Origin of the sequence: Streptococcus sp. SS4, from assembly GCF_030440125.1 — a bacterium.
GTDB lineage: Bacteria > Bacillota > Bacilli > Lactobacillales > Streptococcaceae > Streptococcus.
Genome location: NZ_JAQFJM010000005.1, coordinates 63,875 through 87,467, shown reverse-complemented (window position 1 = coordinate 87,467; position 23,593 = coordinate 63,875). Strand labels below are relative to the sequence as shown.

Annotated in this window: 24 protein-coding genes; 4 read left to right on the top strand and 20 right to left on the bottom strand. The window is 41.2% G+C overall.

The features are described 5' to 3' along the window. Window positions 1-174: 174 nt before the first annotated feature. The 8 genes from PCY16_RS05595 to PCY16_RS05560 form a co-directional block, all read right to left on the bottom strand. On the bottom strand, window positions 175-969 hold the full coding sequence (locus PCY16_RS05595) for a transporter substrate-binding domain-containing protein (RefSeq protein WP_037601831.1): 795 nt from the start codon (window positions 967-969) through the stop codon (window positions 175-177). Window positions 970-1,036: 67 nt separating this feature from the next. Continuing rightward, on the bottom strand, window positions 1,037-2,146 hold the full coding sequence (locus tag PCY16_RS05590; protein ID WP_195413472.1) for an aminotransferase: 1,110 nt from the start codon (window positions 2,144-2,146) through the stop codon (window positions 1,037-1,039). Between the two features lie 242 nt (window positions 2,147-2,388). Next, on the bottom strand, window positions 2,389-3,186 hold the full coding sequence (locus PCY16_RS05585; RefSeq protein ID WP_195413471.1) for a transporter substrate-binding domain-containing protein: 798 nt from the start codon (window positions 3,184-3,186) through the stop codon (window positions 2,389-2,391). A gap of 11 nt (window positions 3,187-3,197) precedes the next feature. Next, entirely contained in the window at window positions 3,198-4,010 is an 813-nt protein-coding gene (locus PCY16_RS05580; protein ID WP_014632791.1) for a transporter substrate-binding domain-containing protein, read from the bottom strand. 215 nt (window positions 4,011-4,225) lie between these two features. Then, window positions 4,226-4,690, bottom strand: coding sequence for an 8-oxo-dGTP diphosphatase (locus PCY16_RS05575; RefSeq protein ID WP_060971812.1), 465 nt, complete (start codon window positions 4,688-4,690; stop codon window positions 4,226-4,228). A 44-nt stretch (window positions 4,691-4,734) separates the two neighbouring features. Beyond that, on the bottom strand, window positions 4,735-6,726 hold the full coding sequence (uvrB, locus tag PCY16_RS05570; protein WP_041826694.1) for an excinuclease ABC subunit UvrB: 1,992 nt from the start codon (window positions 6,724-6,726) through the stop codon (window positions 4,735-4,737). Continuing rightward, window positions 6,716-7,342, bottom strand: coding sequence for a hypothetical protein (locus PCY16_RS05565; protein WP_021143782.1), 627 nt, complete (start codon window positions 7,340-7,342; stop codon window positions 6,716-6,718). Before PCY16_RS05565 ends, uvrB begins: the two co-directional genes overlap by 11 nt. 68 nt (window positions 7,343-7,410) lie before the next feature. Further along, window positions 7,411-8,346: a CPBP family intramembrane glutamic endopeptidase gene (locus PCY16_RS05560; RefSeq protein ID WP_149561446.1), complete on the bottom strand. Its 936-nt coding sequence runs from the start codon at window positions 8,344-8,346 to the stop codon at window positions 7,411-7,413. Window positions 8,347-8,545: 199 nt separating this feature from the next. On the opposite strand from PCY16_RS05560, the gene PCY16_RS05555 reads away from it, so the two are divergent. After that, complete coding sequence (locus tag PCY16_RS05555; RefSeq protein ID WP_149561447.1) at window positions 8,546-10,744, top strand: ABC transporter substrate-binding protein/permease; 2,199 nt, start codon at window positions 8,546-8,548, stop codon at window positions 10,742-10,744. Then, window positions 10,744-11,484, top strand: coding sequence for an amino acid ABC transporter ATP-binding protein (locus PCY16_RS05550; protein ID WP_060972636.1), 741 nt, complete (start codon window positions 10,744-10,746; stop codon window positions 11,482-11,484). The genes PCY16_RS05555 and PCY16_RS05550 overlap by 1 nt, the downstream gene beginning before the upstream one ends. Window positions 11,485-11,559: 75 nt before the next feature. On the opposite strand, the gene PCY16_RS05545 is transcribed toward PCY16_RS05550, so the two are convergent. The 7 genes from PCY16_RS05545 to PCY16_RS05515 all read right to left on the bottom strand — a co-directional run bounded on the left by PCY16_RS05545 (window position 11,560) and on the right by PCY16_RS05515 (window position 16,314). Next, entirely contained in the window at window positions 11,560-11,757 is a 198-nt protein-coding gene (locus PCY16_RS05545; RefSeq protein WP_002884415.1) for a hypothetical protein, read from the bottom strand. Between the two features lie 377 nt (window positions 11,758-12,134). Beyond that, a complete protein-coding gene (gene obgE, locus PCY16_RS05540; RefSeq protein WP_155222463.1) occupies window positions 12,135-13,448 on the bottom strand; it encodes a GTPase ObgE in 1,314 nt (437 codons plus the stop codon). 94 nt (window positions 13,449-13,542) lie between these two features. Continuing rightward, a complete protein-coding gene (locus tag PCY16_RS05535) occupies window positions 13,543-13,671 on the bottom strand; it encodes a DUF4044 domain-containing protein (RefSeq protein ID WP_002884629.1) in 129 nt (42 codons plus the stop codon). Between the two features lie 80 nt (window positions 13,672-13,751). Beyond that, window positions 13,752-14,483 carry a pseudouridine synthase gene (locus tag PCY16_RS05530; protein ID WP_195413470.1) on the bottom strand — a complete coding sequence of 244 codons (732 nt, stop codon included), beginning with the start codon at window positions 14,481-14,483 and terminating at the stop codon, window positions 13,752-13,754. Beyond that, entirely contained in the window at window positions 14,484-15,458 is a 975-nt protein-coding gene (locus PCY16_RS05525) for a GyrI-like domain-containing protein (RefSeq protein ID WP_195413469.1), read from the bottom strand. 13 nt (window positions 15,459-15,471) lie between these two features. Further along, a complete protein-coding gene (locus PCY16_RS05520) occupies window positions 15,472-15,855 on the bottom strand; it encodes a PaaI family thioesterase (RefSeq protein ID WP_022496322.1) in 384 nt (127 codons plus the stop codon). Between the two features lie 93 nt (window positions 15,856-15,948). Beyond that, the gene (locus tag PCY16_RS05515) at window positions 15,949-16,314 is read right to left on the bottom strand and encodes an OsmC family protein (RefSeq protein ID WP_195413468.1); all 366 of its coding nucleotides are present in this window, start codon (window positions 16,312-16,314) and stop codon (window positions 15,949-15,951) included. Between the two features lie 245 nt (window positions 16,315-16,559). Between PCY16_RS05515 and PCY16_RS05510 the strand changes: the two genes are divergently transcribed. Further along, the gene (locus PCY16_RS05510) at window positions 16,560-16,925 is read left to right on the top strand and encodes a histidine kinase (RefSeq protein WP_195413467.1); all 366 of its coding nucleotides are present in this window, start codon (window positions 16,560-16,562) and stop codon (window positions 16,923-16,925) included. 115 nt (window positions 16,926-17,040) lie between these two features. After that, window positions 17,041-17,931, top strand: a complete 891-nt coding sequence (locus tag PCY16_RS05505; RefSeq protein WP_073687909.1) for a DMT family transporter — start codon at window positions 17,041-17,043, stop codon at window positions 17,929-17,931. A gap of 36 nt (window positions 17,932-17,967) precedes the next feature. Here PCY16_RS05505 and PCY16_RS05500 read toward each other — a convergent pair whose 3' ends face one another. The 5 genes from PCY16_RS05500 to PCY16_RS05480 all read right to left on the bottom strand — a co-directional run bounded on the left by PCY16_RS05500 (window position 17,968) and on the right by PCY16_RS05480 (window position 23,524). Next, window positions 17,968-18,207, bottom strand: a complete 240-nt coding sequence (locus PCY16_RS05500; RefSeq protein ID WP_073687910.1) for a hypothetical protein — start codon at window positions 18,205-18,207, stop codon at window positions 17,968-17,970. Window positions 18,208-18,430: 223 nt separating this feature from the next. Further along, window positions 18,431-19,078 carry a phosphoserine phosphatase SerB gene (serB, locus tag PCY16_RS05495; RefSeq protein WP_195413466.1) on the bottom strand — a complete coding sequence of 216 codons (648 nt, stop codon included), beginning with the start codon at window positions 19,076-19,078 and terminating at the stop codon, window positions 18,431-18,433. A 111-nt stretch (window positions 19,079-19,189) separates the two neighbouring features. Then, complete coding sequence (ezrA, locus tag PCY16_RS05490; protein ID WP_002891504.1) at window positions 19,190-20,914, bottom strand: septation ring formation regulator EzrA; 1,725 nt, start codon at window positions 20,912-20,914, stop codon at window positions 19,190-19,192. Window positions 20,915-21,010: 96 nt separating this feature from the next. Continuing rightward, entirely contained in the window at window positions 21,011-22,963 is a 1,953-nt protein-coding gene (gyrB, locus tag PCY16_RS05485; protein ID WP_195413465.1) for a DNA topoisomerase (ATP-hydrolyzing) subunit B, read from the bottom strand. After that, a complete protein-coding gene (locus PCY16_RS05480; RefSeq protein WP_060972624.1) occupies window positions 22,964-23,524 on the bottom strand; it encodes an HAD-IA family hydrolase in 561 nt (186 codons plus the stop codon). It abuts the gene before it with no gap. Between the last annotated feature and the right edge of the window lie 69 nt (window positions 23,525-23,593).

The following is a 23,593-nucleotide window of genomic DNA, read 5'->3' as shown; positions in this document are numbered from 1 at the left end:
ATAATGTAACATTTTACACGTTCTATTCAAGTATACAAGACTCGCCTTTTTCTGTCAAGAAATATATTTAAGTTTAGGAATTTTTGCTATTACAGTTGACTTCTAAGTCTACTAAAACTATCCAAGTTTTTTCCTATACAAAAACTAGAGGAGGCATCTCCCCTAGCTACTGATTTATTCAACTGCTGTGTATTTAGAAGCATCCTTGATGTACTCGTCGTAAGTACCATCTGCTTTCAATTTCTTGACGACTTTGTTGACTACTTCTTTCAATCTTTCGTTGCCTTTAGCCATAGCGACTGCTTTTGCATCGCCATCATCAACTTTGAGGGCAACGCTTGCCAAAGCCAAATCTGAATTTTGTGCCACGTAACCTTCTGCTACTGGTTTTTCAAGGTCAACAGCATCAACTTGGCCAGATTTCACCTCGTTAATCGCCTCACCCATTGCTGTAAGTGATACGACTGTTGAATCTTTCAATTGTTTCTTAGCAAGGCCTTCTTCAATGGTACCTTTTTGAACTGCTACTTTCTTACCTTTGAAAGCATCAAGACTTGAGTAAGTAGACTCTTGATCTTTGCGAACGATGATAGCATTTTGTGTTTCGTAGTAAGGATATGAGAAATCAAAGGTTTTCTTACGTTCGTCTGTTACTGAGATACCTGAAATAGCAAGATCAGCCTTACCTGATTGAAGGCTAGAAAGGACATTGTCAAAGCTCATTGTTGTAACTTCAAGCTTAACACCGAGTTCATCAGCGATAGCTTGTGCCAACTTGATATCTGAACCAACTACTTGGTCTTTACCATCTACCAAAGTTTTGAACTCAAATGGAGCATAGTCTGGGCTGACAGCCACGACAAGTTTTTTATTTTCTTTAATGGATAAGTAAGCATCCTTTTTTGACCCACAAGCTACTAAAGTCACAGTAGCAAGGAGAGCCATAGCCCCAAGGAAAAGTTTTTTCATTTTCATAAGAAACTCCTGTATAAATATAATTTTTCGCTTGTTATTTTACTTAAAATTAGTAGCATTGTCAACATTTATTAAGAAATTGCGACAATTTTTCTAAGCCCTTTTGAAGAACTTCCTTGTCACAGCAATAACCGATGCGGACATGGGACTCCTTGTCAAAACGGTTACCCGGAACCACAAGAACACCATAGTCCTGAAGAAGCTCCAAAGCAAAATCTTCGATAGGACGATTCACATCTAATTTGACGAAAGATGTGGAAACACTAGCAGGTCTAATCCATGATGCCTTAGGTTCCTTGGCAATCCAGGCATCCATAAGAGCTAGATTTTCCTCTACAATCTGACGATTACGCTCTAGGATGGCTTCTTTATTTTCCAAGACAAGGGTAGCCACCATATCATCAAAGACACCAGCACAAATCATCGTGTAGTCGCGGTAGTCACGCAGAATGTCCGCTACCTCAGTGTTAGAAGCTACCCAACCCACACGAATACCGGGAATGGAATAGGTCTTTGACAGACTATTGACGGCAATGCCCTTTTCATACAAATCTACAATAGAAGGCGTAGGCTGGTCAAAACTGCGATAGACCTCATCTGAGAAGATATAGGCGTCTACTTCTTTAGCGATAGCCACTAGCTCCTCGAGGTAAGCAGCGTCCATAAGGGCACCGGTAGGATTGTTGGCGTTGTTAATACAGATCATTTTGGTATTAGGACGAATGAGACGGCGGAGTTGGTCCAAATCAGGCAACCACCCCTTGTCCTCTTCAACCTCCCAGAGATCCACGTCTGCTCCTAGCGACTTAGGAATGTCATAGAGCTGTTGATAAGTTGGATACATGGAGATGACATGGTCCTCAGGCTCAATAAGCGCATAAAGGGCTAGCATCGTCGCTCCTGTAGCCCCATTGGTTTGGAGGATATTATCAACCGGCATGTTCTTGTATAAGCTAGCCACTTGAGTTTTGAACTCTGGTGACCCCTCAATCCAGCCGTAATCCATCTTTTTCTTTAGAAGTTGGGCAAAAAAGGCATCCTTATCAAGGCCTGACAGGTCAAATAATTCTTCCATTGTGAGGGCCTTAATTGAAACTCCTGCGATATCATATATGGCAGATTTTTCATGGACATTAAGCCATTCTTCAACACCAAAACGTGGTAGCTTCATAGTTTCTCCTTGCTTTTCTTAAGCACTCTATAAGATGTCATTTGTCTATTTGAACAGACTTACCTACTTTGATAATAACTGTTTTTAGCAGAGAATTCAATAAAAAATGGGGTATTCCCCATTTAGATTTAAGAATTTTTGGAGACTCCCCTTAAGTGAATAAAGCGAGGACCAAACAAGACTTTTCGTTGTTGATGAAAGCACTGAAATTTACTCTTTTCAGGTGCTCGGGAGCTTTAAATTTACTTACTTTGTTTGTAGGTTGATGCTTCTTTCAACCATTGATCAAATTTTCCAGAGTCCTTAGTCTCTTTGATGACGGCATTGATTTCTTTAAGCAAGTCATCTGAACCCTTACGTGTTGCGACAGCATAAGCATCTGTGCCATCTGACTTGAGATTAAAGTTGGCAAGGGTTAAATCATCATTTTGAGCGATATAACCTTCTGCAATGGCCTTCTCAAGTACAACTGCTTGAAGCTGTCCTGACTTGAGTTCGTTAATCATTTCACCATTTGAAGCTAGTGATACGACACTTGCCTTAGAAATTTGTTTCTTAGCAACGGTTTCTTGAACAGACCCTTTTTGCGTACCGACCGTTTGTTTTGCGAGACTATCAGTGCTTGTGTAGTCATTGACCTTGTCTTTTTTGACAATCACTACATTTTCTGATGTATAGTAGCTATCTGAAAAATCATAAACCTTCTTACGTTCGTCTGTCACCGAAATCCCTGCAATGGCGATATCGGCTTTACCACTTTGCACGTTAGCAAGAACATTATCAAAAGACATCACGGAAAATTCAACCTTTACACCGAGTTTTTCACCGATAGCTTTGGCCAATTCGATATCTGCTCCAACCAGCGTATCTTTGCCGTTAACCAACGATTTGAACTCAAAAGGCGCAAATTCAGATTCTGTTGCCACGACAATTTTCTTCTTTTCCTTAATCGTTTTGGGACTTACTCCCTGACTTCCGCTACAAGCAACTAGAAAGCAGGTAGCGACTAGAGCTGTAAGGATAAAACAAAATTTCTTCATATAATAACCCCTTATTTAGTAGAGCTCTTAAGTGAAAGAGCATAGGCATCTTTAACATAGCTGTCAATCTTACCTTCTTTTTTGAGTTTAGCGATAACCTTATTAACCTTTGCTTTTAGCTTATCGCTTCCTTTAGGCATTGCGACGGCATAGGCATCTTTTGAATCAGACTTGAGCGTAATGTCTGACACAGCTAAGTCACTGTTTTGGTCTACATAACCTTGTGCAATGGCTTTTTCAAGAACCACTCCTTCAACTTGACCAGATTTCAATTCATTGATAGCTTCACCAGGTTGTGCCAAGGATACCACATTAGCATCTGACAAGTTGGCTTTGGCGATACTTTCTTGAATAGAACCTTTTTGAACGGCTACAGATTTTTTAGCAAAATCACCGGTTTGTTTGTAAGTTCCTGTCGCATCTTTTTTGACAACAAGAACCGTTTCAGACTCATAGTAGGTATCTGAGAAATCAAAGATTTTTTGACGTTCTTCAGTGGCTGAGATTCCGGAAATGGCGATGTCTGCCTTACCAGATTGAACATTGGCTAAGACATTATCAAAAGACATTTCAGAGAATTTAACTTTTACACCAAGCTCATCTGCAATAGCCTTAGCAATTTCAACATCTGCCCCAACAATCGTATCCTTACCATTTTGGATTGTCTTGAATTCAAAAGGAGCAAAGTGTGGATTAAGAGCAACTGTCAAAGTTCCTTTATCTTGTACCTTTTCCAAAGTGTCCTTCGACGAAGAACAAGCTGCTAAAGTCGTCAAAGCAAAGATCCCTGCAAATCCCAACAAAAGTTTTTTCCATGTTTTCATAATCAATCTCTTTTCTATATTTATTAACTTATGTAAGTATAATAATGCATTATTATGCATTTGTCAATGAAAAAATGAACTTTTATTGATTAAAGTTTTCATTTTTATTAATTTTATCGTCATTACAAAATCTAAAAATTACTTATTTAAAGCTCTCCTATCTGATTTTAACGACAAAAAAACTATTCATTCATTTGAATAAATAGTTCATATTCTTACCAAAATTCTCGGATAAAGTCATTTTCGAGTCGCTCCCGATAGAAAAGTTCTGAGAGATTGTCTTCTTCAAAGACACGTAGCAGATTGAGCATGTCATAAGCTAAATCCATATTAGCTACCTCCTCTCGAGCAACCCAACGAACTTCGCCTTCCTCTGTTGAATGGATTTTTCCTTCAAAATCCGAAGTTCTATAAAGGAATACTAGATAACGCTCATCATCTGTCGTGTAAAAATGCTTCATACCAACTAATTTAGGGTTTTTGATGGTCAAGCCAGTTTCTTCTTCAACCTCACGGATAACTGATTCTACCAGACCTTCATGTGCTTCGATATGGCCACCGGGTAGGGCTGCTCCCGACCAGTAATAACGCTTTGGATCGCGGATTTGCATGACAATATTTCCACGGCCATCTTCGATGAGACACATATTAGTTAAAATAGTTGCTTGTGAACGTGACATATATTTCCTTTCTTACTTATAATGCCTAAGTGATGTAACTAGCCTTAATCCATACTCTTCAGCTCAAGAACCATATCACGGATTTGAGCCGCCAACTCGAAGTCAAGCAGTTCTGCCGCTTCGTGCATTTGTTTTTGAAGTTTCTTGATGGCTTCTTGGCGTTCTTTCTTGTTCATAGCACTGTAGTCCACAGTATCCTCTGCCACTTCTGCTTCATTGACCTTGGTAATCGAAATAAGGTCCCGAATTTCTTTCTTAATCGTTTGCGGAGTGATACCGTGTTCCTTATTATAAGCCATTTGGATTTCACGACGGCGAGCTGTTTCATCCATGGCCTTCTGCATAGACTCCGTAATCTTATCCGCATACATGATAACGTGCCCTTCACTATTTCGGGCAGCACGTCCAATCGTTTGGATAAGCCCACGTTCATTACGAAGAAAACCTTCCTTATCAGCATCCAAAATAGCAACCAGACTAACCTCAGGAACGTCAATCCCCTCACGGAGAAGGTTAATCCCAATAAGAACATCAAAGACACCCAAACGCAAGTCACGGATAATCTCAGTACGCTCCAAAGTCTTAATATCAGAATGCATATATTTGACCTTGACACCCATTTCCTTGAGGTAGTCCGTCAAGTCTTCAGCCATCTTCTTAGTCAAGGTTGTTACAAAGACACGCTCACCTTTTTCAGTACGGGCATTAATCTCACCGAGAAGATCGTCCATTTGACCCATAGTTGGACGCACTTCGACTTCTGGATCAAGAAGCCCTGTCGGACGGATAATTTGTTCAACGACGGTCTCAGTCTGCTCCATCTCATAGTCACCTGGTGTCGCTGATACATAAACAATCTGATGCACATGACTTTCGAATTCTTCACGACGAAGGGGACGGTTATCAAGAGCTGACGGTAAACGGAAGCCGTAATCAACCAACATCTTCTTACGAGCTTGGTCTCCGTTATACATTCCCTTAATCTGTCCCATGGTCATGTGACTTTCGTCAATCATGATGAGGAAATCTTCTGGGAAGAAATCAAGTAAAGTAAACGGTGGCTCGCCTTCTTTTCGACCATCCATGTGGCGCGAGTAGTTTTCGACACCGTTGGTGTAACCCATCTCACGGAGCATTTCGACATCGTATTCTGTCCTTTGACGGATACGTTGAGCCTCGATGAGTTTCCCCTCGGCTTCAAATTGCTTAACCTGAGCCTCCATCTCTTCCATAATATTCTTGATGGCTTCTTCCATATGCTCTTCATTGGTCATAAAGTGAGTAGCCGGGAAAAGAACAAGGTGCTCAACTTCACCGAGATTACGTCCGGTCAGACTCTCAATCTCACAAATGCGGTCAATCTCATCACCGAAAAATTCGACACGAAAGGCGTGCTCATCACGGCTGGCAGGAAAAATTTCGACCACATCGCCACGCACACGGAATTTCCCACGTTGGAAATCAATATCGTTTCGCTCAAACTGGATATCAACTAGGTCATTTAGCAGCTTGTCTCGAGAAATCTCTTGGCCTGGTCGAAGGCTGACTGCTGAATCAGCATATTCTTTGGGCGAACCCAAACCGTAAATACAAGAAACAGAAGCCACAACGATAACATCATTACGCTCAAGGAGGGCCGACGTTGCTGAGTGTCGTAGCTTATCAATTTCATCGTTTACAGAGCTATCTTTTTCGATATAGGTATCTGATGATGGTACATAGGCCTCTGGCTGATAGAAATCGTAGTAGGAAACGAAGTATTCCACAGCATTGTCTGGGAAAAACTCCTTGAATTCTCCGTAAAGCTGACCTGCCAAAGTTTTATTGTGGGCGATAACCAAGGTTGGTTTATTGACGCGCTGGATGACCTGACTCATGGTATAGGTCTTACCTGTCCCTGTCGCTCCCTTTAGGATTTGAGCCTTCTCCCCACCTTCGATATTATCAACCAAGGCTTCAATGGCCTGAGGTTGATCCCCAGAAGGTTCATATTTAGAAACCAAATGGAATTGGTTATCTTCTTTTCTATCTATCATTCTTTTTCCTTTCATTTATGTAATCATTCATCTCTTGGTCGGAGAAGATTTCCCCACTTGTAAGCGGAATTTGAATCATTCGCATCTTAGCGACATAGGCACGTTTCTTCCGTGATTGATGACCAAGTTTTTTGTCATAGGTAACAGCTGTCTCACCATTTTTGAAGAAGATAAGCAACACCTGATATCTCTTTTTATCATCAACCTCGGCATCATAGTCGAAGACATGCTCGATGCGTTTCAAAGAATATCTCACTGTCGAAGAGCGTCCAATATCCTCCATCCGTGTTGTCCAAGCTTTCTTGACAAATTCAATCTCGGATAAGGGAATGTCAAAAGTTTTCCGTCCAAATGCTTGGCCATAGTAGGTCAAGGAATTGTCATCCAGTTCCAAGAGCTTTCCATGACCTTTGAGATTTACGATACCGTCTATAAGGTGAACAATGGATAATAAAAGCCAAAATAAAACAATGACAGCAAGGAACTGCTTGACTGGATTATCACGAAGAGAACCTCTAATTAGCTCAGGACAAAGAATCCATAAAGACAAGACAGAAAATATAAGGCCAACGACTATTTTCAATTTCAACATGACCCTATCAAGCTTAACTATCATATTGTCTCCTCCAAGCGTTTCTTCTATTTTAACACAGAAGTAAAAAGACCGAGTCTTTGAACTCAGCCTTAAAAGTTTTCTTTTTTCAATTGTAGACGAAGGATGACGATACCTACCAGGAGTACGAGACAGGTAACAAGATTTCCTTCTAAACCAAAAGCTCCTCCTGACAACCAATCAGGCACGCCTGACCTGGCCTGAAAGTGCAATAAGCTGCCGCCTGCATTCTGTCCACTAACTGACACGCCAACTAGATTTCCTTGCGCAAAGTTCCAAGCACCGTGAAGAGCCGCTACACCCCAGATATTATCTGTCTTGAGCATGTAAAGAGCCATGAGAACACCCACTAGAACAATACTGATGAGAGACAAGGCGGTAACTCCTTGATTTCCCAAGTGTAGCATTGAAAAGAGAGAACTTGAAATAGCAATTCCCCAAGAAAGGTTCAATCTATTAGTCACCGTCTGAAGCAACCAACCACGTGTCACCAGTTCCTCGGTTCCACCTTGGATAAACCAGAAAGGTATTAGGGAAAGTATGTATAAGAGGGTTTTCTGCGAAAAGTCTACCTTCACAAATTCTAAACCGCCTAGTAAATAAGTCCCAAGGAAACTAACTAACAAGAGCAAAGTTCCAAGTCCCCAACCCTTAAGCAAGTTCAACCAAATATGCCCCTTGAAAAATCCAAGTGTACGAATGGGACGTTTTTCAACAACTTTAACCCAGAAAAAGATAACTAAGGCAGTAAAGGCAAAGGCTCCCAACTGAAAATACAAGGTTGAAAATATTTTATAGTAAATCGAATGTATATCCTGGAACTGAATGTTACCATTTAATACTAAGAACGAAAGAACAATAGCCATTGGAATTCCCACAACAATCCCTGATAGAAATCCACTTATAAGGAAATAACCAAAGGCAATAAAACAGGACAGCATAATCATAAGCCAACTTGGGACTTTATCATATAGGCTAGTATATTTCTCAAGCATACGTTTCTTCATTTTTTTAGCTCCTGTAACAAATCTTACATGTATTCGATTACAGTGTAACTAATTGACACAAGCTTGTCAAATTCTTCTAAAACTCTTCTCATATCTAACGAACTTTGTTACATTTCCTAACATCAAACTCCAAGAAGTTTGATAACAAGACCTTTTTTTGATAGAATAGGAAGGTATTTTATAAAGGAGACTTTTTATAATGAAGAAAAAACTTCTGACACTCTTCTTGAGTGTCATGTCAGTTTTCTTTGTTTTCGGAGCTAAGGTATCTGCCGAGACTATCTCAGTCGTTTCAGATACAGCCTATGCCCCATTTGAATTCAAAGATTCTGATCAGACCTACAAGGGTATCGACGTTGATATCATCAACGAAGTTGCCAAACGTAAAAATTGGGACGTTAACCAAACCTTCCCTGGTTTCGATGCAGCTGTCAATGCTGTTCAATCAGGCCAAGCTGACGCCCTTATGGCCGGTACTACTGTTACCGACGCACGTAAGAAGGTCTTTACTTTCTCAGACACTTATTACGACACCTCAATTGTTATCTACACACGTAGTAGCGATAAAGTCAGCGACTACAAACAATTGAAGGGTAAAACAGTCGGTGTTAAAAACGGTACCGCTTCTCAAACTTGGCTTGATAAAAATGCTAGCAAATATGGTTTCACTGTTAAAACTTTTGACACTAGCGACTTGATGAACAACAGCTTGGATTCTGGTTCTGTTGATGCAGCTATGGACGACACACCAGTTGTTAAATACGCTATTGGTCAAGGAAAAGACTACGCTATCAACATTAAGCCTGAATCTATCGGTAGCTTCGCTTTCGCTGTTAAAAAAGGTGGAAAACACGAAGATCTTATCAAAGATTTCAACGAAGCTCTTAAGGAAATGAAGAATGACGGCACCTACGACAAAATCATGAACAAATGGTTGGGTGACTCATCAAAATCTTCTTCATCAAAACCTTCAGCAGATCTTAAATTGACTGGTGATGCCAACGCAAAAGCCACTCCTGCTAAGGAAACCTACACTATCTCAATGGACTCATCTTTTGCTCCATTCGAATACCAAAATGGTTCAGGTAAATATGTAGGTATCGATGTCGATATCATCAATGCCATTGCTAAAAACCAAGGTTTCAATGTCAAATTGACAAACCCTGGTTTCGATGCATCACTTAATGCTGTACAATCTAGCCAAGCTGATGCCGTATTGGCTGGTATGACCATCACTGATGCTCGTAAACAAATCTTTGACTTCTCTGATCCTTACTACACATCAAACATTCGTTTGGCTGTAGCTAAAGGAAGTAAGGTTAAATCTTACAAGGATCTCAAAGGTAAGACTGTAGGAGCTAAAAATGGTACGTCATCTTACTCATGGTTGGAAGACCATGCTGGTGAATATGGCTTTACTGTTCGTGCTTACGATGAAGCTTCTACTATGTACGACAGCTTGAACTCTGGTTCAATCGATGCTCTTATGGATGATGAAGCCGTTCTTCTATACGCTATCCAACAAGGGCGTAACTTTACAACACCAATTGAAGGTATTGCTACTGGTGAAGTCGGCTTTGCTGTTAAAAAAGGTGCTAATCCTGAGTTGATTGAAATGTTCAACAATGGTTTGGCTGCTATCGTGAAAGATGGTACTTACGATAAGATTATCAATAAATACCTCGATAGCAACAAATCAAAAGAAGGAAGCTCAAAAAAAGTTACCGATGAAACAACCATCGTAGGCTTGATTAAAAACAACTACAAACAACTTCTCCAAGGTCTTGGAATTACCCTTGGTTTGACCCTTCTTTCATTTGCTATTGCTATGATTATCGGTGTTATCTTCGGTATGATGGCAGTTGCACCAAACAAGACACTTCGTGTGATTTCACAAGTCTTTGTTGACGTGGTTCGTGGTATCCCATTGATGATCGTTGCAGCCTTCATCTATTGGGGTATTCCTAACTTGATTGAAAATATCACTGGTCACCAGTCACCAATCAATGATTTTGTGGCAGCGACAATTGCCCTTTCACTTAACGGTGGTGCTTACATTGCCGAAATTGTGCGTGGTGGTATTGAAGCTGTCCCTATTGGTCAGATGGAAGCCAGCCGAAGCTTGGGTGTTCCTTACAATACAACAATGCGTAAGGTTATCTTGCCACAGGCGGTTCGCTTGATGTTGCCAAACTTCATCAACCAATTTGTTATCTCATTGAAAGATACGACTATCGTATCAGCTATTGGTTTGGTTGAACTCTTCCAAACTGGTAAAATCATCATTGCTCGTAACTACCAATCATTCCGTATGTATGCGATCTTGGCCATCCTTTACTTGGTCATCATCACATGCTTGACGAAATTGGCTAAACGACTAGAAAAGAGACTTAAATAATGGCTGAATTGAAAATCGATGTGCAGGACTTGCACAAATCATACGGCGACAATGAAGTCCTTAAAGGCATTGACGCCAAATTCTACGAAGGTGACGTTGTATGTATCATCGGTCCTTCAGGTTCAGGAAAATCAACCTTCCTTCGTACGCTTAACCTACTTGAGACAGTGACATCTGGTAAAGTAGTCGTTGATGGCTATGAATTATCAGATCCTAAGACAGACCTTGACAAAGCCCGTGAAAATATCGGGATGGTCTTCCAACATTTCAACCTCTTCCCACACATGACAGTCCTTGAAAACGTAACATTTGCACCTGTTGAACTTGGACGTATGAACAAGGAAGAAGCTGATAAATTAGCTATGGATCTTCTTGATCGTGTTGGACTTGCTGACAAAGCCGATGCTACACCTGATAGCTTGTCAGGTGGACAAAAACAACGTGTGGCAATTGCACGTGGTTTGGCGATGAATCCTGACATCATGCTCTTTGACGAACCTACTTCTGCCCTTGACCCCGAAATGGTCGGAGACGTTCTTAATGTTATGAAAGAATTGGCAGAGCAAGGTATGACCATGATTATCGTTACTCACGAAATGGGATTTGCCCGTCAGGTAGCCAACCGAGTAATCTTTACTGCGGACGGTGAGTTCCTCGAAGATGGTACGCCAGATCAAATCTTCGATAACCCACAACACCCACGTTTGAAAGATTTCTTAGACAAGGTTCTAAACGCTTAATCATCACAACAGTTACTCTTGCTAGAGTAGCTGTTTTTGATTACCAATTTGGATAAGAAAAAAACAGAGCAAGTGCTAGACTTGCTCTGTTTCTTCATTTAATTCAGGGTGTTTTGCTGCTTCTTCCCTTGCCAAACGTTCACGCTCAAGACGGAGTTTTCGGTTAGGATTTAAGCGCGTAAAGAGTTCCTCAAGTTTCTTTGGATTCCAAACATCGGCCGCAGAAACAAAGTTCCCATCTTTATCCCTGAAGGATATCGGTTTATCTCCCATTGTAAACCTCTTATTTCAATATTTTTTATATTTCACCGAATTTACGCAGTTAGTGAGGTTGATAGGCAATCCGCCATAGCAGCTGCCGTAGACTATCAAGTGCTTGGCACTTAGAGAGTCTTGCACGGTCACGACACGAAGGAAAGTCGGTCGATTATACCGACTTTACGCGGTTAGTGAGGTTGATAGACAATCCGCCATAGCGGCTGCCGTAGACTATCAAGTGCTTGGCACTCAGAGAGTCTTTCATGGTCACGACACGAAGGAAAGTCGGTCGATTATACCGACTTTGCGCAGTTAGTGAGGTTGATAGGCAATCCGCCATAGCGGCTGCCGTAGACTATCAAGTGCTTCAGCACTTAGAGAGTCTTTCAACGTCAATCCACAAACTCAAATTCGAAGTTACCAATACGAACGATGTCGCCATCCTTAGCACCACGTTCACGAAGCGCTTCATCAACTCCCATACCACGCAATTGACGTGCAAATTTCATGATTGATTCGTCACGTTCCATGTTGGTCATAACAAAGAGTTTTTCAAGTTTCTCACCAGAAAGTACCCATGAGGCATCATCGTCACGGCTAATTTCAAATGGACGTTCATCCTCGTTAAAGCCGTAGTAAACTTCTTCTTGTTCCATATCATCTTCGCTATAAAGCAAGAATTCGTCTGTCTCATCAAGCAATTTTGCAGTAGCTTCTAAGAGATTTTCCAAACCTTGGTGAGCCAAACTTGAAATTGGGAAAATTTGTGGCAACTCATCGAATTCATCGTAGTTAGCAGCCAATTTTTCCTTAAACTCTTTCAAGTTTTCCTCAGCCTCAGGCATGTCCATCTTATTAGCCACAATAATTTGTGGGCGTTCCATCAAGCGTAAGTTGTAAGTTTCCAACTCTTTATTGATCTGAAGATAATCCTCGTAAGGATCACGTCCTTCACTCGCTGACATATCAATCACATGGAGGATAACACGTGTACGCTCAATGTGGCGAAGGAACTGCGTTCCCAAACCAACACCCTGACTAGCACCCTCAATCAATCCTGGAAGGTCAGCCATAGCAAAGCTCTCACCTGACTTGGTACGAACCATTCCCAAATTAGGAACAATTGTCGTAAAATGATAGGCACCAATCTTCGGCTTTGCTGCTGTTACCACACTGAGAATCGTTGATTTACCAACAGATGGGAAACCAACCAAACCAACATCAGCCAAAATCTTCAATTCCAATTGAAGTTCGCGTTCTTCACCTGGTTCACCATTTTCAGCGATTTCAGGAGCAGGGTTACGAGGTGTTGCAAAACGGATATTTCCTCGACCACCACGTCCACCGTGAGCAATGACAAACTCTTGGCCATCTTCAACCAAATCAGTAATAACTTTGCCAGTCTCAGCATCACGAACTGTCGTACCTGGCGGGATGCTAACGATGAGGTCTTCAGCACCTCGACCGTGCATTCCCTTGTTCATCCCTTTTTCGCCATTCTTAGCCTTGAATTTACGGTTATAACGGAAATCCATAAGGGTACGCAAGCCTTCGTCAACCTTGAAAATGACTGAGCCACCCTTACCACCGTCACCGCCCCAAGGACCGCCATTGGGTACATATTTCTCACGACGGAAAGCGACCATCCCGTCACCACCACGACCAGCTTTGACACTAATCTTGGCTGTATCTAAAAACATACTCATCTCTATATCTCTCTTTCTGATTCATGTGTCCTATATCAAGACATTCTCATATAAAAGAATTTCTGACAGACACAAAAAAACGCTTGATAGCGTCTTAAAGGACAGCTGCGACTGCTTGGAAAATCAATGCCCCAACTGTTACTAATAGCATAATCAAAACGACCAATACTGTTAGACGTTCAAAAAATGATTTCTTACGTGGTCCGTTATCTCCAAATGCCACTTGAATTTACCTCGTTTTTTCTTCTATTATTTCACAATAATAGTAACAAAAATCTGCCCATTTCGCAACTCTTAACTAGCTTAAGCCAAAGGAATTCCAAAAACAGCCAAAGCTTCCAACTCCTCCTCGGTTAAACGTCGCCAAGCACCAAGTTCTAAATCATCTGGCAGACTTAAAGGCCCCATACTCATACGTTGTAACTCTGTCACTTCCTTACCACAAGCAGCTACCATACGCTTAACCTGATGGAATTTCCCCTCAGCAATGGTAATCTGAACCAAGCTAGTCCCAGCAGCCCTATCTACGGATACAATCTCTAGTTTAGCTGATTGGCAAGTATGGTCTTTGAGTTCAATCCCTTTTTCAAAAGCCAGAATATCCTCCTGATCCATGATACCATCCACCTTGGCTTGATAAATCTTGTCCACATGTTTCTTTGGAGATAGCATGGCGTGAGCTAAGTCACCATTATTGGTCAATAGAAGAAGACCATGAGTGTCAATATCCAAGCGACCAACTGGAAAAACTTGCTTATGTCTTGCTGTGTCATCGAGTAAATCGAGCACTGTCTTGTGACGGGCATCCTCTGTTGCTGAAATGACACCCTGAGGCTTATTTAAAAGATAGTAAACAAAGGTCTCGTGTGTTAATGCTTGACCTTGAAAAGCAATCTGATCTTGCTTCTCATCAATCTGAATCTTAGTTGACGTCTCCACCTGACCATTTACAGTCACTTGCTTCTTTTTTAGAAAGATCTTGACCTGACTACGACTCCCGACACCACAGTCTACCAAAAACTTATCCAGACGCATCTAAACTTCCTCCTTTATTGGAATCCAAACTTCCATTTCATAATCTTCAGCCTGACGATTTCCTGGGAGATAAACCTCTACAGTGGGCTGGTCAATCATTTCAAAATGGTTCTTAGCATAGTGAAAACTCTCCCAAACAGCTGCCGTTGCAGGCCCTCTAAGTTTAAATACCGCATAAGTAGCTGGTGCTAGAGCAATCATTTCCATACTATCATCCTCACCAGCCAAGGCTGTTACATAAGTCTTGCGACTGCCATCATTGATCCGAATGCCATAGGTAGAAACAGACAAATCATCTTGTTCTGCTAAAAAAGGTACCCAAAGGAAGTCTGTTGGCTTACCTAATTCCTCGCCTTCAAAAGCCATTCCTGAAAAACTCAAAAAACCCTTCCTAACAATCCTCACATCATAACGAACGGTTACTAAATCCAACTTTTGAATCACCTTTTTCAGTTTTGTCAGCTCAACTGGAACCTCGTCCGCTAGGACATAGGAAATCTTTTCTACAAATGCTTCTTTTTCGGCATTACCAGAGCCTATAGGAACCAAGACCCAATCTTCTGCTGCAACACTTTGATCTTCACAAAGGTAGGTAAAGTGCTTTCCTCCTTCGTTAAAAGACACATCAGCTAAACGAAAAAGAGGTTCAGGCAAATCGACAACCACCATCTCAAGCCCCTTTGCCTTAAACAAGAGCTCTTGATCCCTTAAACGAGCCTTCATAGCCAAGCTATCACTATCAATAGAAAAGGTGTTATCTGTGTCCATTACAGACTGAAAGAAGGCCTGGTGTAAACCTGAAAAAGTCCAGACAGCATGCCAACGACACATCATCTCATAATCGTCAATGGTCACCAGAAGAGAGAGCTCCTGCTGGTCAGATGCATAGGAATATGCTTGAACGCCCAGTTGGTTTGGTGTCAGGTAGTCATTAACAAAGACTGCAAAGTCATCCATGGTTTGAAAATCTGACATAAACGCTCCTTTTCTATTCCTCAACCGAGCCTGTCACATACATAGTAAATGTAGCCCTTGTAAGAATTTTCTCTTCCTGATTAGTAATGACAACTTCCACCACCTTAGTCGTCTTACCATTATGAACACACAATCCCTCAATCTTGAGTTGGTCAGACAAATGCCCTGCCTTGAGATAATTGATATTAGACTGAAGCGTCACCGCATAGTCACCTGTTGAAATGGCCACGAGCCCTGCGACCTGGTCACAAAGCGTAAACAGATATCCCCCATGAGCATTACCAAAATAATTCAGGGACTTCTCGACTACCTTAGTTGTCACGATAACATGTCCCGTTTCAAATAGTTCTTCTTGAAAATTCTCAAATACACGGATCTCATGTAGTTTGTCTTCCATAGCAAGCCCTCCTATCGTTGCTCATTCCACACCTAGTGAAATGACACGTCTTTATCTACTAGTATAACACGAAGTTCATAAAGGATAATAAGCTTATTTAGCTAAGCTAATATCAACCTTAATATCTTCACGAAAAAGCTTCTTCACTCGACAATAATTATCCACAAAAACCAAGAGTTCTTGTTCATTTTCCAAAATCAGATCCTTAGGTAAATGAATCGCAAGTGTGAAATGCCCTTCTTCATAGTTGGAATCAACCTGAATAGCAAGCTCCTCAATTCCCTGATACTTGGCAAAATAACTCTGTAGACACATGGTCACGCAAGAAGCCAAAGCAATATTCACCAGGCTCATAGGTGTTTCCCCATCTTCCGTATAGCCAAAAAGTTCCACAGGTGCTCCATACCCCTCTGAAAGTGAATGGAATCGTTTGTCACCTTTAATTGTTGTTTGATACATCATATCACCTCAATCTGTTTTTATTATTATAACAAAGAGAGGCCTGAGGACCGAGCTGAACGATTTGAAATATCTATCAAAAAAACAGAAAGCGTAAGGGTTATCAGCTCTGATTTTCCAATAGATTAGTCTTGTACAACACTGATATTACCAAGGGGTTACAGTTGAGTAAAAATGACTGGAAGCGCTTTTAAAATTTTGGTTTTTCATTTAAAATGAATTTACTAAGAAAAACGGAGACTATTATGAAAACATTTTCTAAATTAACTTTAGCCTCTGTCTCAGTTCTTGCCTTGTTGACCTTAGCAGCATGTGGCAACCCTAAAGACAAAACTGACTCGTCATCTTCAGCACCATCATCAAGCAAGGTGACCAAAGAATCTTCTTCAACTGATTCAAGTGCTTCAGTAAAAGTCAGCAAAGATGGATCAACTGAAGTCAGCGACGGAAACGGTAACTCAGCAAAAACAAACGGCAATAACACTGTAGAAGCCAACGATAGCGAAGGTAACAGCGCAACAGTTGGTCAAGATGGTTCAGTCGAAGTTAATAGCCAAGACGGTACAAACGTCAAAGTCGGATCAGACGGAACTGTCTCAATTGGTAACTAAATAAGATAAAAAAGGCTAGCTATTCTGCTAGTCTATTTTTTAGATTCAGATTGATGTAAACGCTTCCTGAAAGTGCTATAATAGGCGTGGAAATCCAAATTCAGGAGGTGAGACAATGAAAAATAAAATCGTCTTGGGATGTTTGGCTGCAGCGACTTGTGAGATTCTCTTTGGGCTCAGTTTTATCTTTACCAAATCTATTACAGCACAGGTCAGTGACCTGGCTTTAATCTCTTGGCGTTTTGTCACAGCCTTCCTTTTTATTAACCTCTATTTTCTCATCAGTCGACGTCGGATAACAATTAACGGTAGAAATCTTAAACCTCTGACACGTATTGCTATCCTCAATCCGATAATCTATTTTATCTGTGAAACAATTGGTATTCGTATGACGACGGCTTCTGAAAGTGGAGCCTTTCTCGCCTGCATCCCAGTCGTTGCCCTTATCATGTCTAGCCTTATTTTAAAAGAATGGCCCAGCCGTTGGCAGGTGGTTGGTGTCATCACCACCCTCGTCGGTATCATCATGGCTGTCTTTGCTGCTGGCGGTTCTACCCACTTCTCCCTGGTGGGCTACTTGATTCTAGGTCTAGCAGTTGTCTCCTACGCCCTGTATTGCGTTGATGTTGAAAGGGCTAGTCAATTCAGTAGCCTTGAGATTACTTATTTTATGCTTGCCAGTGGTTGCCTGACATTTGGACTCTTTGCACTCAGCCAAGGCTTTCTAGCAGGCGATTTGAAAGAGCTCTTGCTACTCCCTGTGACCAATCCAAAATTCACTATCACCATCCTTTATCAAGGCTTGGGATGCAGTGTTCTGGGCTATCTTCTATCAAATTTTGCCATCGCAAATATCGGGGTTAACCGAACAGCATCCTTTATTGGGATTTCGACAATTATCTCAATTCTAGCGGCTGTCGTCGTCTTAGGAGAACCCTTCTCGTATTTACAAATTCTTGCAGGAATTTTAGTCGTCTTGGGCGTCTATGTGGCCAATAAAACCTAAAACTCTCGGGAATTAATCTTCCGAGAGTTTTTAGTCTTAATCAAGCTCTGTTTGGATTAACACGACGAGTTCTTCCTCATTAGGAATGCTGCTTACCGCAGTCGGCTCAGGTAAAGCCTTATCTCCATACCCCTTAATAATATGTGATAAGAACACAGACGCTTTTGTCATGGCAAGAGGTAAAGAATCTGCCCTAATGCTACGACCAAAATCAGGAAAATTAATTTGATAACCTTCCTCAATCGTGTGAAAAATCGCTGGATATTCGTATAACATGTCTCTTCCCCCATTTCAATACTATACTCCTCTATGATAAGATGCGTTTGAAGAGAAGTCAACCAAAATCATTACAATGGGGGAGTGAAACCATTCGAAACAATACAGCAAAGTTAAAATAAGGCTTAGTCCGTATTCAACTTGAGAAAGTGGCACCGATTCGGTGCTTTTTTGCTGCCCAAAAAGTCCCTTGGAATTATCCAAAGGACTCTTTTTATAGCTACTATTTCTCAACCTCATCCAAAATCTCAATCACCTTATATAAATCTGGTTCTGTGATTTGATAAGGCGCTTGTTCACGAACAATTGGTTTGGCACAAAAGGCGATGCCGATGCCAGCTGTCTTAATCATAGGCAAATCATTAGCACCGTCACCCATAGCAATGGTTTGCGAGAGTTCGAGACCATTTTCTGCTGCCCAATCTTTGAGTTTGGCTACCTTGACATCTTTGGTGACAATGTCACCATAGACCTTACCAGTTAAGACACCGTCAACCACCTCTAGGTGATTAGCCTTAACATAATCGATTTCTGCTTCAACTGCTAGTCTATCCACAGTCTCATGGAAACCTCCAGAAACCAAGCCTACCTTAAAGCCACGGGCGTGGAGTTCTTCTACAAGTTCCTTGGCTCCCTTGTTGAAATGAATACGGGCGTAGACCTTGTCAAATATACTCTCTGGCAATCCCTTGAGGGTCGCCACACGCTCATTCAAGGCCTGTCTAAAATCCAATTCTCCACGCATGGCACGCTCTGTGATTTCAGCAACCTTTTGACCAACGCCTGCTTCTTCTCCCAATAAATCAATAACTTCTTCTTGGACTAGCGTAGAATCTACGTCCATAACTAATAAACCTTTAACTTCTGACATAATTACCTCGATTCTTCGATGCCTATATAAGCCTTCACTAGATTTAATTCAAATATGAAATGAAAAACGGACCTTACAAAAAAATCTGGACCGCAGTCCAGAATCTTTCTCTTACATACGAATTTGTTCGCGTGTCTTCTCGTAAGATGATACAAAACGATCTGTCACACCTGGTTCAACTGTTTCCAAGGCATAAGAGATTTCTTCCAAAGATGCATCATAATCATGATCAACCTCAAACAATTTAAGTGCATGCTCAAAGCTACTTTGAACAGCAGGTTCGAACGAACGGTAGCGGTTTGAGTATTGCAAGAGTTGCTCAGTCAAGGTTGCATTTTGAACAACCAAGTAAGCAGTCTCTTCCAAATGATCAATGGCGTTTTTAGATGTTTCTGTCAAACGCATTACCGCATCAATATTAATACGGCCACGGCTGAGTTCATCCATAAGGGCCTCAATTTGAGCACTAGTTGAGAAGAATACACTCAAGAAGGATTGAGGAATACCTGGTAGGTTACGTTTTTCCATGTAACGCTTGATAACATGCAATTTATTAACATAAAGATCAAGCTCTTCACGTGCTTTAGCTTCGTTTTTCTCAATAGCCTGAAGATTTTCAAAGACCTCAACCTGACCATTTTCAACAGCTGACAAGGTATTAAGACTCTTTTCAAAGATTTTCTCAAGTTCTGAGAATGGTTTTACCTGAGTTTCAAAATTTTCAAGGGTTGGAAGAACAGCCGTCTCCACACCTGAAATATCAGATGCAAAGCTACGAACATCTGCTGCATATGTTTCATCGAAGATGTAAGTCAACATGAGACGCTCAAGCTCTTCTTGAAGTTTCTTGTTGTTTTCTTTAGCATGCTTGAGATAATCTGGCAAAATTTTCTTTTGACGCATAACAACCTTGTATGAGGCAATTTCACGTTCAAAAATGCTATACAAGTTGTCAATTTTTTCTTGAATCTCAGCGTTTTCTTCTTCCGCACGGTCTAAATCAAGAGAAACCAACTCACTTGAGTTTGAACGGATAGCTTCACGAATTTCTTGGAAGCGACGTTCGATATTTTTCTCAGGGAAGTGATAATTTTGCTCAATCAACTTGCGATAGCCAGATTCCAAATCATCCAACTGATCTGGGAAATCATCTTCCAACTTAGCTACAATAGCAGGAATCTTCTCTGAAATTTGACCCAATGCAATAGTGTGCTCTTCTGCACGATCCAAGATAGTAGATGCTTCAACAGGGTCACCTGATGAGTTAAGAGTCACGAATTCTGCAAACTCAGCTTCAATGTTTTTAAGTTGCTTATTGATTTCGGTCATGGTAGAACCGAAATTATCAGAGTTTTCCTCGATTGAGTTTTGCAACTCTTCGTACAAGTCTAATGCATGCTTAACGCGAGCACTGTTCTTTTCTTCTTGTTCTTTCAAGGTTGAGAGCGCTTCGCGGATAGACTTGATGTCTTCTTCCACAAGATCTAACTGACTCTCAATGTTATTGATTTCACCACTAGCCTTGAAGAAATGGAAGGTATCGTTCATATTTTCAGCTTCGAAAATATGATTTTCAATATCTGCGAATGAATTTGTCGAGATATCTATCCATTTCTGATGCCATTCACGGAAGGTTGTCTGACTTTGTCCAATCAAGTGAAGCTTTTTAACTTCTTCAATTTCTTCGTTAATTGGCAAGTCAAACAATTTTTGCTTGCGTTCTTCAAGCTGTGCAATCCGCGAATCATTTCGTTTTCTAATAAGAATACCGACTAAGTAAGCGATAATTACGAGTATAACTACCACTACAATCAGTAAAACAATTCCGCTAGACATAGTTTCTCCTTAATCGTCTATTATGTTCATAAATGTAGAATAACATTACGATTATATCATAGTTATTCTAGCATTGCACCCTTTTCTAAAAGAATATTAGATATCTAGAGTACTGTAAACGGCATTTTCTTCGATAAATTCGCGACGAGGTTCAACCTTGTCTCCCATCAGCATATCGAAAATCTTATCGGCCTCTGCAGCATCATCCACAGAAACACGTGCCATCAAACGATTTTCAGGGTCCATGGTAGTTTCCCAAAGTTGGTGGTCATCCATTTCACCCAAACCTTTATAACGTTGTACTGTAGGTTTTGAACGTCCCACACTATACTTTTCAAAAGCAGCACGCAATTTGTCTTCTTGATCGGCACCAGGTTGGATGTATTCTTTAATCTCAGAACCAACCTTAACCCCATAAATTGGTGGTTGAGCAATGTAGACATAGCCTGCTTCCAAGACTGGACGCATAAAGCGGTAAATCAAAGTCAGAAGCAAAGTACGGATGTGGGCCCCATCGACATCGGCATCGGTCATGATTACCAACTTGTGGTAACGCGCCTTGCTGACATCAAATTCAGCTCCAAAACCTGTTCCCATAGCTGTGAAGAGAGAACGAATTTCTTCATTGGCTAGAATCTTATCCATGCTAGCCTTTTCAACGTTCAAAATCTTACCTCGAATTGGCAGAATAGCTTGGAATTCACGGTTACGACCTGATTTAGCAGATCCACCGGCTGAGTCCCCTTCGACAATGAAAAGTTCATTCATTTCAGCATTATTCGATGAACAGTCTGCCAACTTCCCTGGAAGGTTAGAAATTTCAAGACCTGACTTCTTACGTGTCACTTCACGGGCACGCTTAGCGGCGATACGGGCCTTAGAAGCCAAAATCCCTTTTTCAACAATCTTCTTAGCGATAGCAGGATTTTCCAAGAGGAAGCGACTCAAAGCTTCACTGAAAAGACGATTGGTAATCTTAACCACTTCAGAGTTTCCAAGCTTGGTCTTGGTTTGACCTTCAAACTGTGGGTTTGGATGTTTAACAGAGATGATAGCAGTCAAACCTTCACGAACATCATCCCCTGTCAAATTATCATCTTTTTCTTTGAGAATCTTATTCTGACGTGCATAGTCATTAATGACACGCGTTAAGGCTGTTCGGAAACCTTGTTCGTGAGTACCACCCTCATGGGTGTGAATGTTGTTGGCAAAACTCATTACCGTTTCATGATAGCCAGTCGTGTATTGCATAGCAACTTCAACCGAAATACCATCCATCTCACCATCAGTGTAGATAGGTTCATCAAAGATAACATCCTTGTTTTCATTGATGTATTTCACATAGGATGTGATACCACCTTCGTAGTGATAATGTTTCTCTTGTTCGAGACCTTCACGCTTATCTGTGATAGAGATACGGAGCCCCTTGTTCAAAAAGGCTAATTCTTGGATACGTTTAGCCAATTTTCCAAAATCAAACTCGGTTGTCTCTTGGAAAATCTCTGGGTCTGGCGTAAAGTGAACAGTCGTACCATGTTTCTCTGTTTCACCAATTACTGCCAAATCTGCTACCACTACCCCACGTTTATACTCTTGGAAGTGGATATGGCCATTTTTATAAACCTTAACATCAAGTTGTGTTGAGAGGGCATTAACGACCGAAGAACCAACCCCGTGTAAACCACCAGAGACCTTATAACCGCCTCCGCCGAATTTACCACCAGCGTGAAGTACCGTAAAGACAGTTTCTACCGCAGGACGGCCAGTTTTTTCTTGGATATCGACTGGAATACCACGACCATCATCGACAACCGTAATAGAATTGTCCGGCTCGATAAAGACTTGAATATGAGTGGCGAAACCAGCCAAGGCCTCATCGATTGAGTTATCGACAATCTCCCATACCAAATGATGCAACCCCTCTTTTGAGGTTGAGCCAATATACATACCTGGGCGCATACGTACCGCTTCAAGTCCCTCTAGGACTTGAATCTGGCTGGCATCATATTCTTGCGCTTTTTCTTCAAGATTTTTTAATTCATCAGTCATTTATGTCACAATCTCCAATAATGATTTATGGCCATCAACAAGCAAGGTATCCAGACCCGCTGCTTTTCCTGCCTCTATATCTATCTGGCGGTCACCTATGACCAAGCCGTGTTTAATATCGTATTTTTTAATTAAATAAAGGAAACTATCTGGACTCGGCTTTCTAGCAAAACCATTTTCAGAAGTTACAACCTCTGTAAAATAAGAGGCAATTTCTGCTTTATCAAGGATGTCTAGCACCAAGTGATTACGGTGGCTAACCAAAAAATTACGCCCACCCTCGGTCACAATCTTAGCTAGGACAGCCCTAGCACCTTCAAAAAGAACAGGTTCCTGTAAATGCTTGGCTTCCTCTTGCTTATATAGGGTTCGAAAATCAGCTATATCAGGCGCAAACATAGCAATGGCAGTGCTCGTTGATACCTTAAGGGCATCATAGACTGCTTGAGGTTCTGCTGTACGCTCAAACTGTTCTAAAGTTGCTAGAAAGGCTTGGGTTGATACCTGGTAATTATCCAATAAGGTACCACCCAAATCCCAGATATAATCTCCGTAATTCATAACCTTAATTATAACATAAAAGGTCAGATTTTGCTTGCTTTTCACAGCTAAAAAGGCTTGGAAAACCTA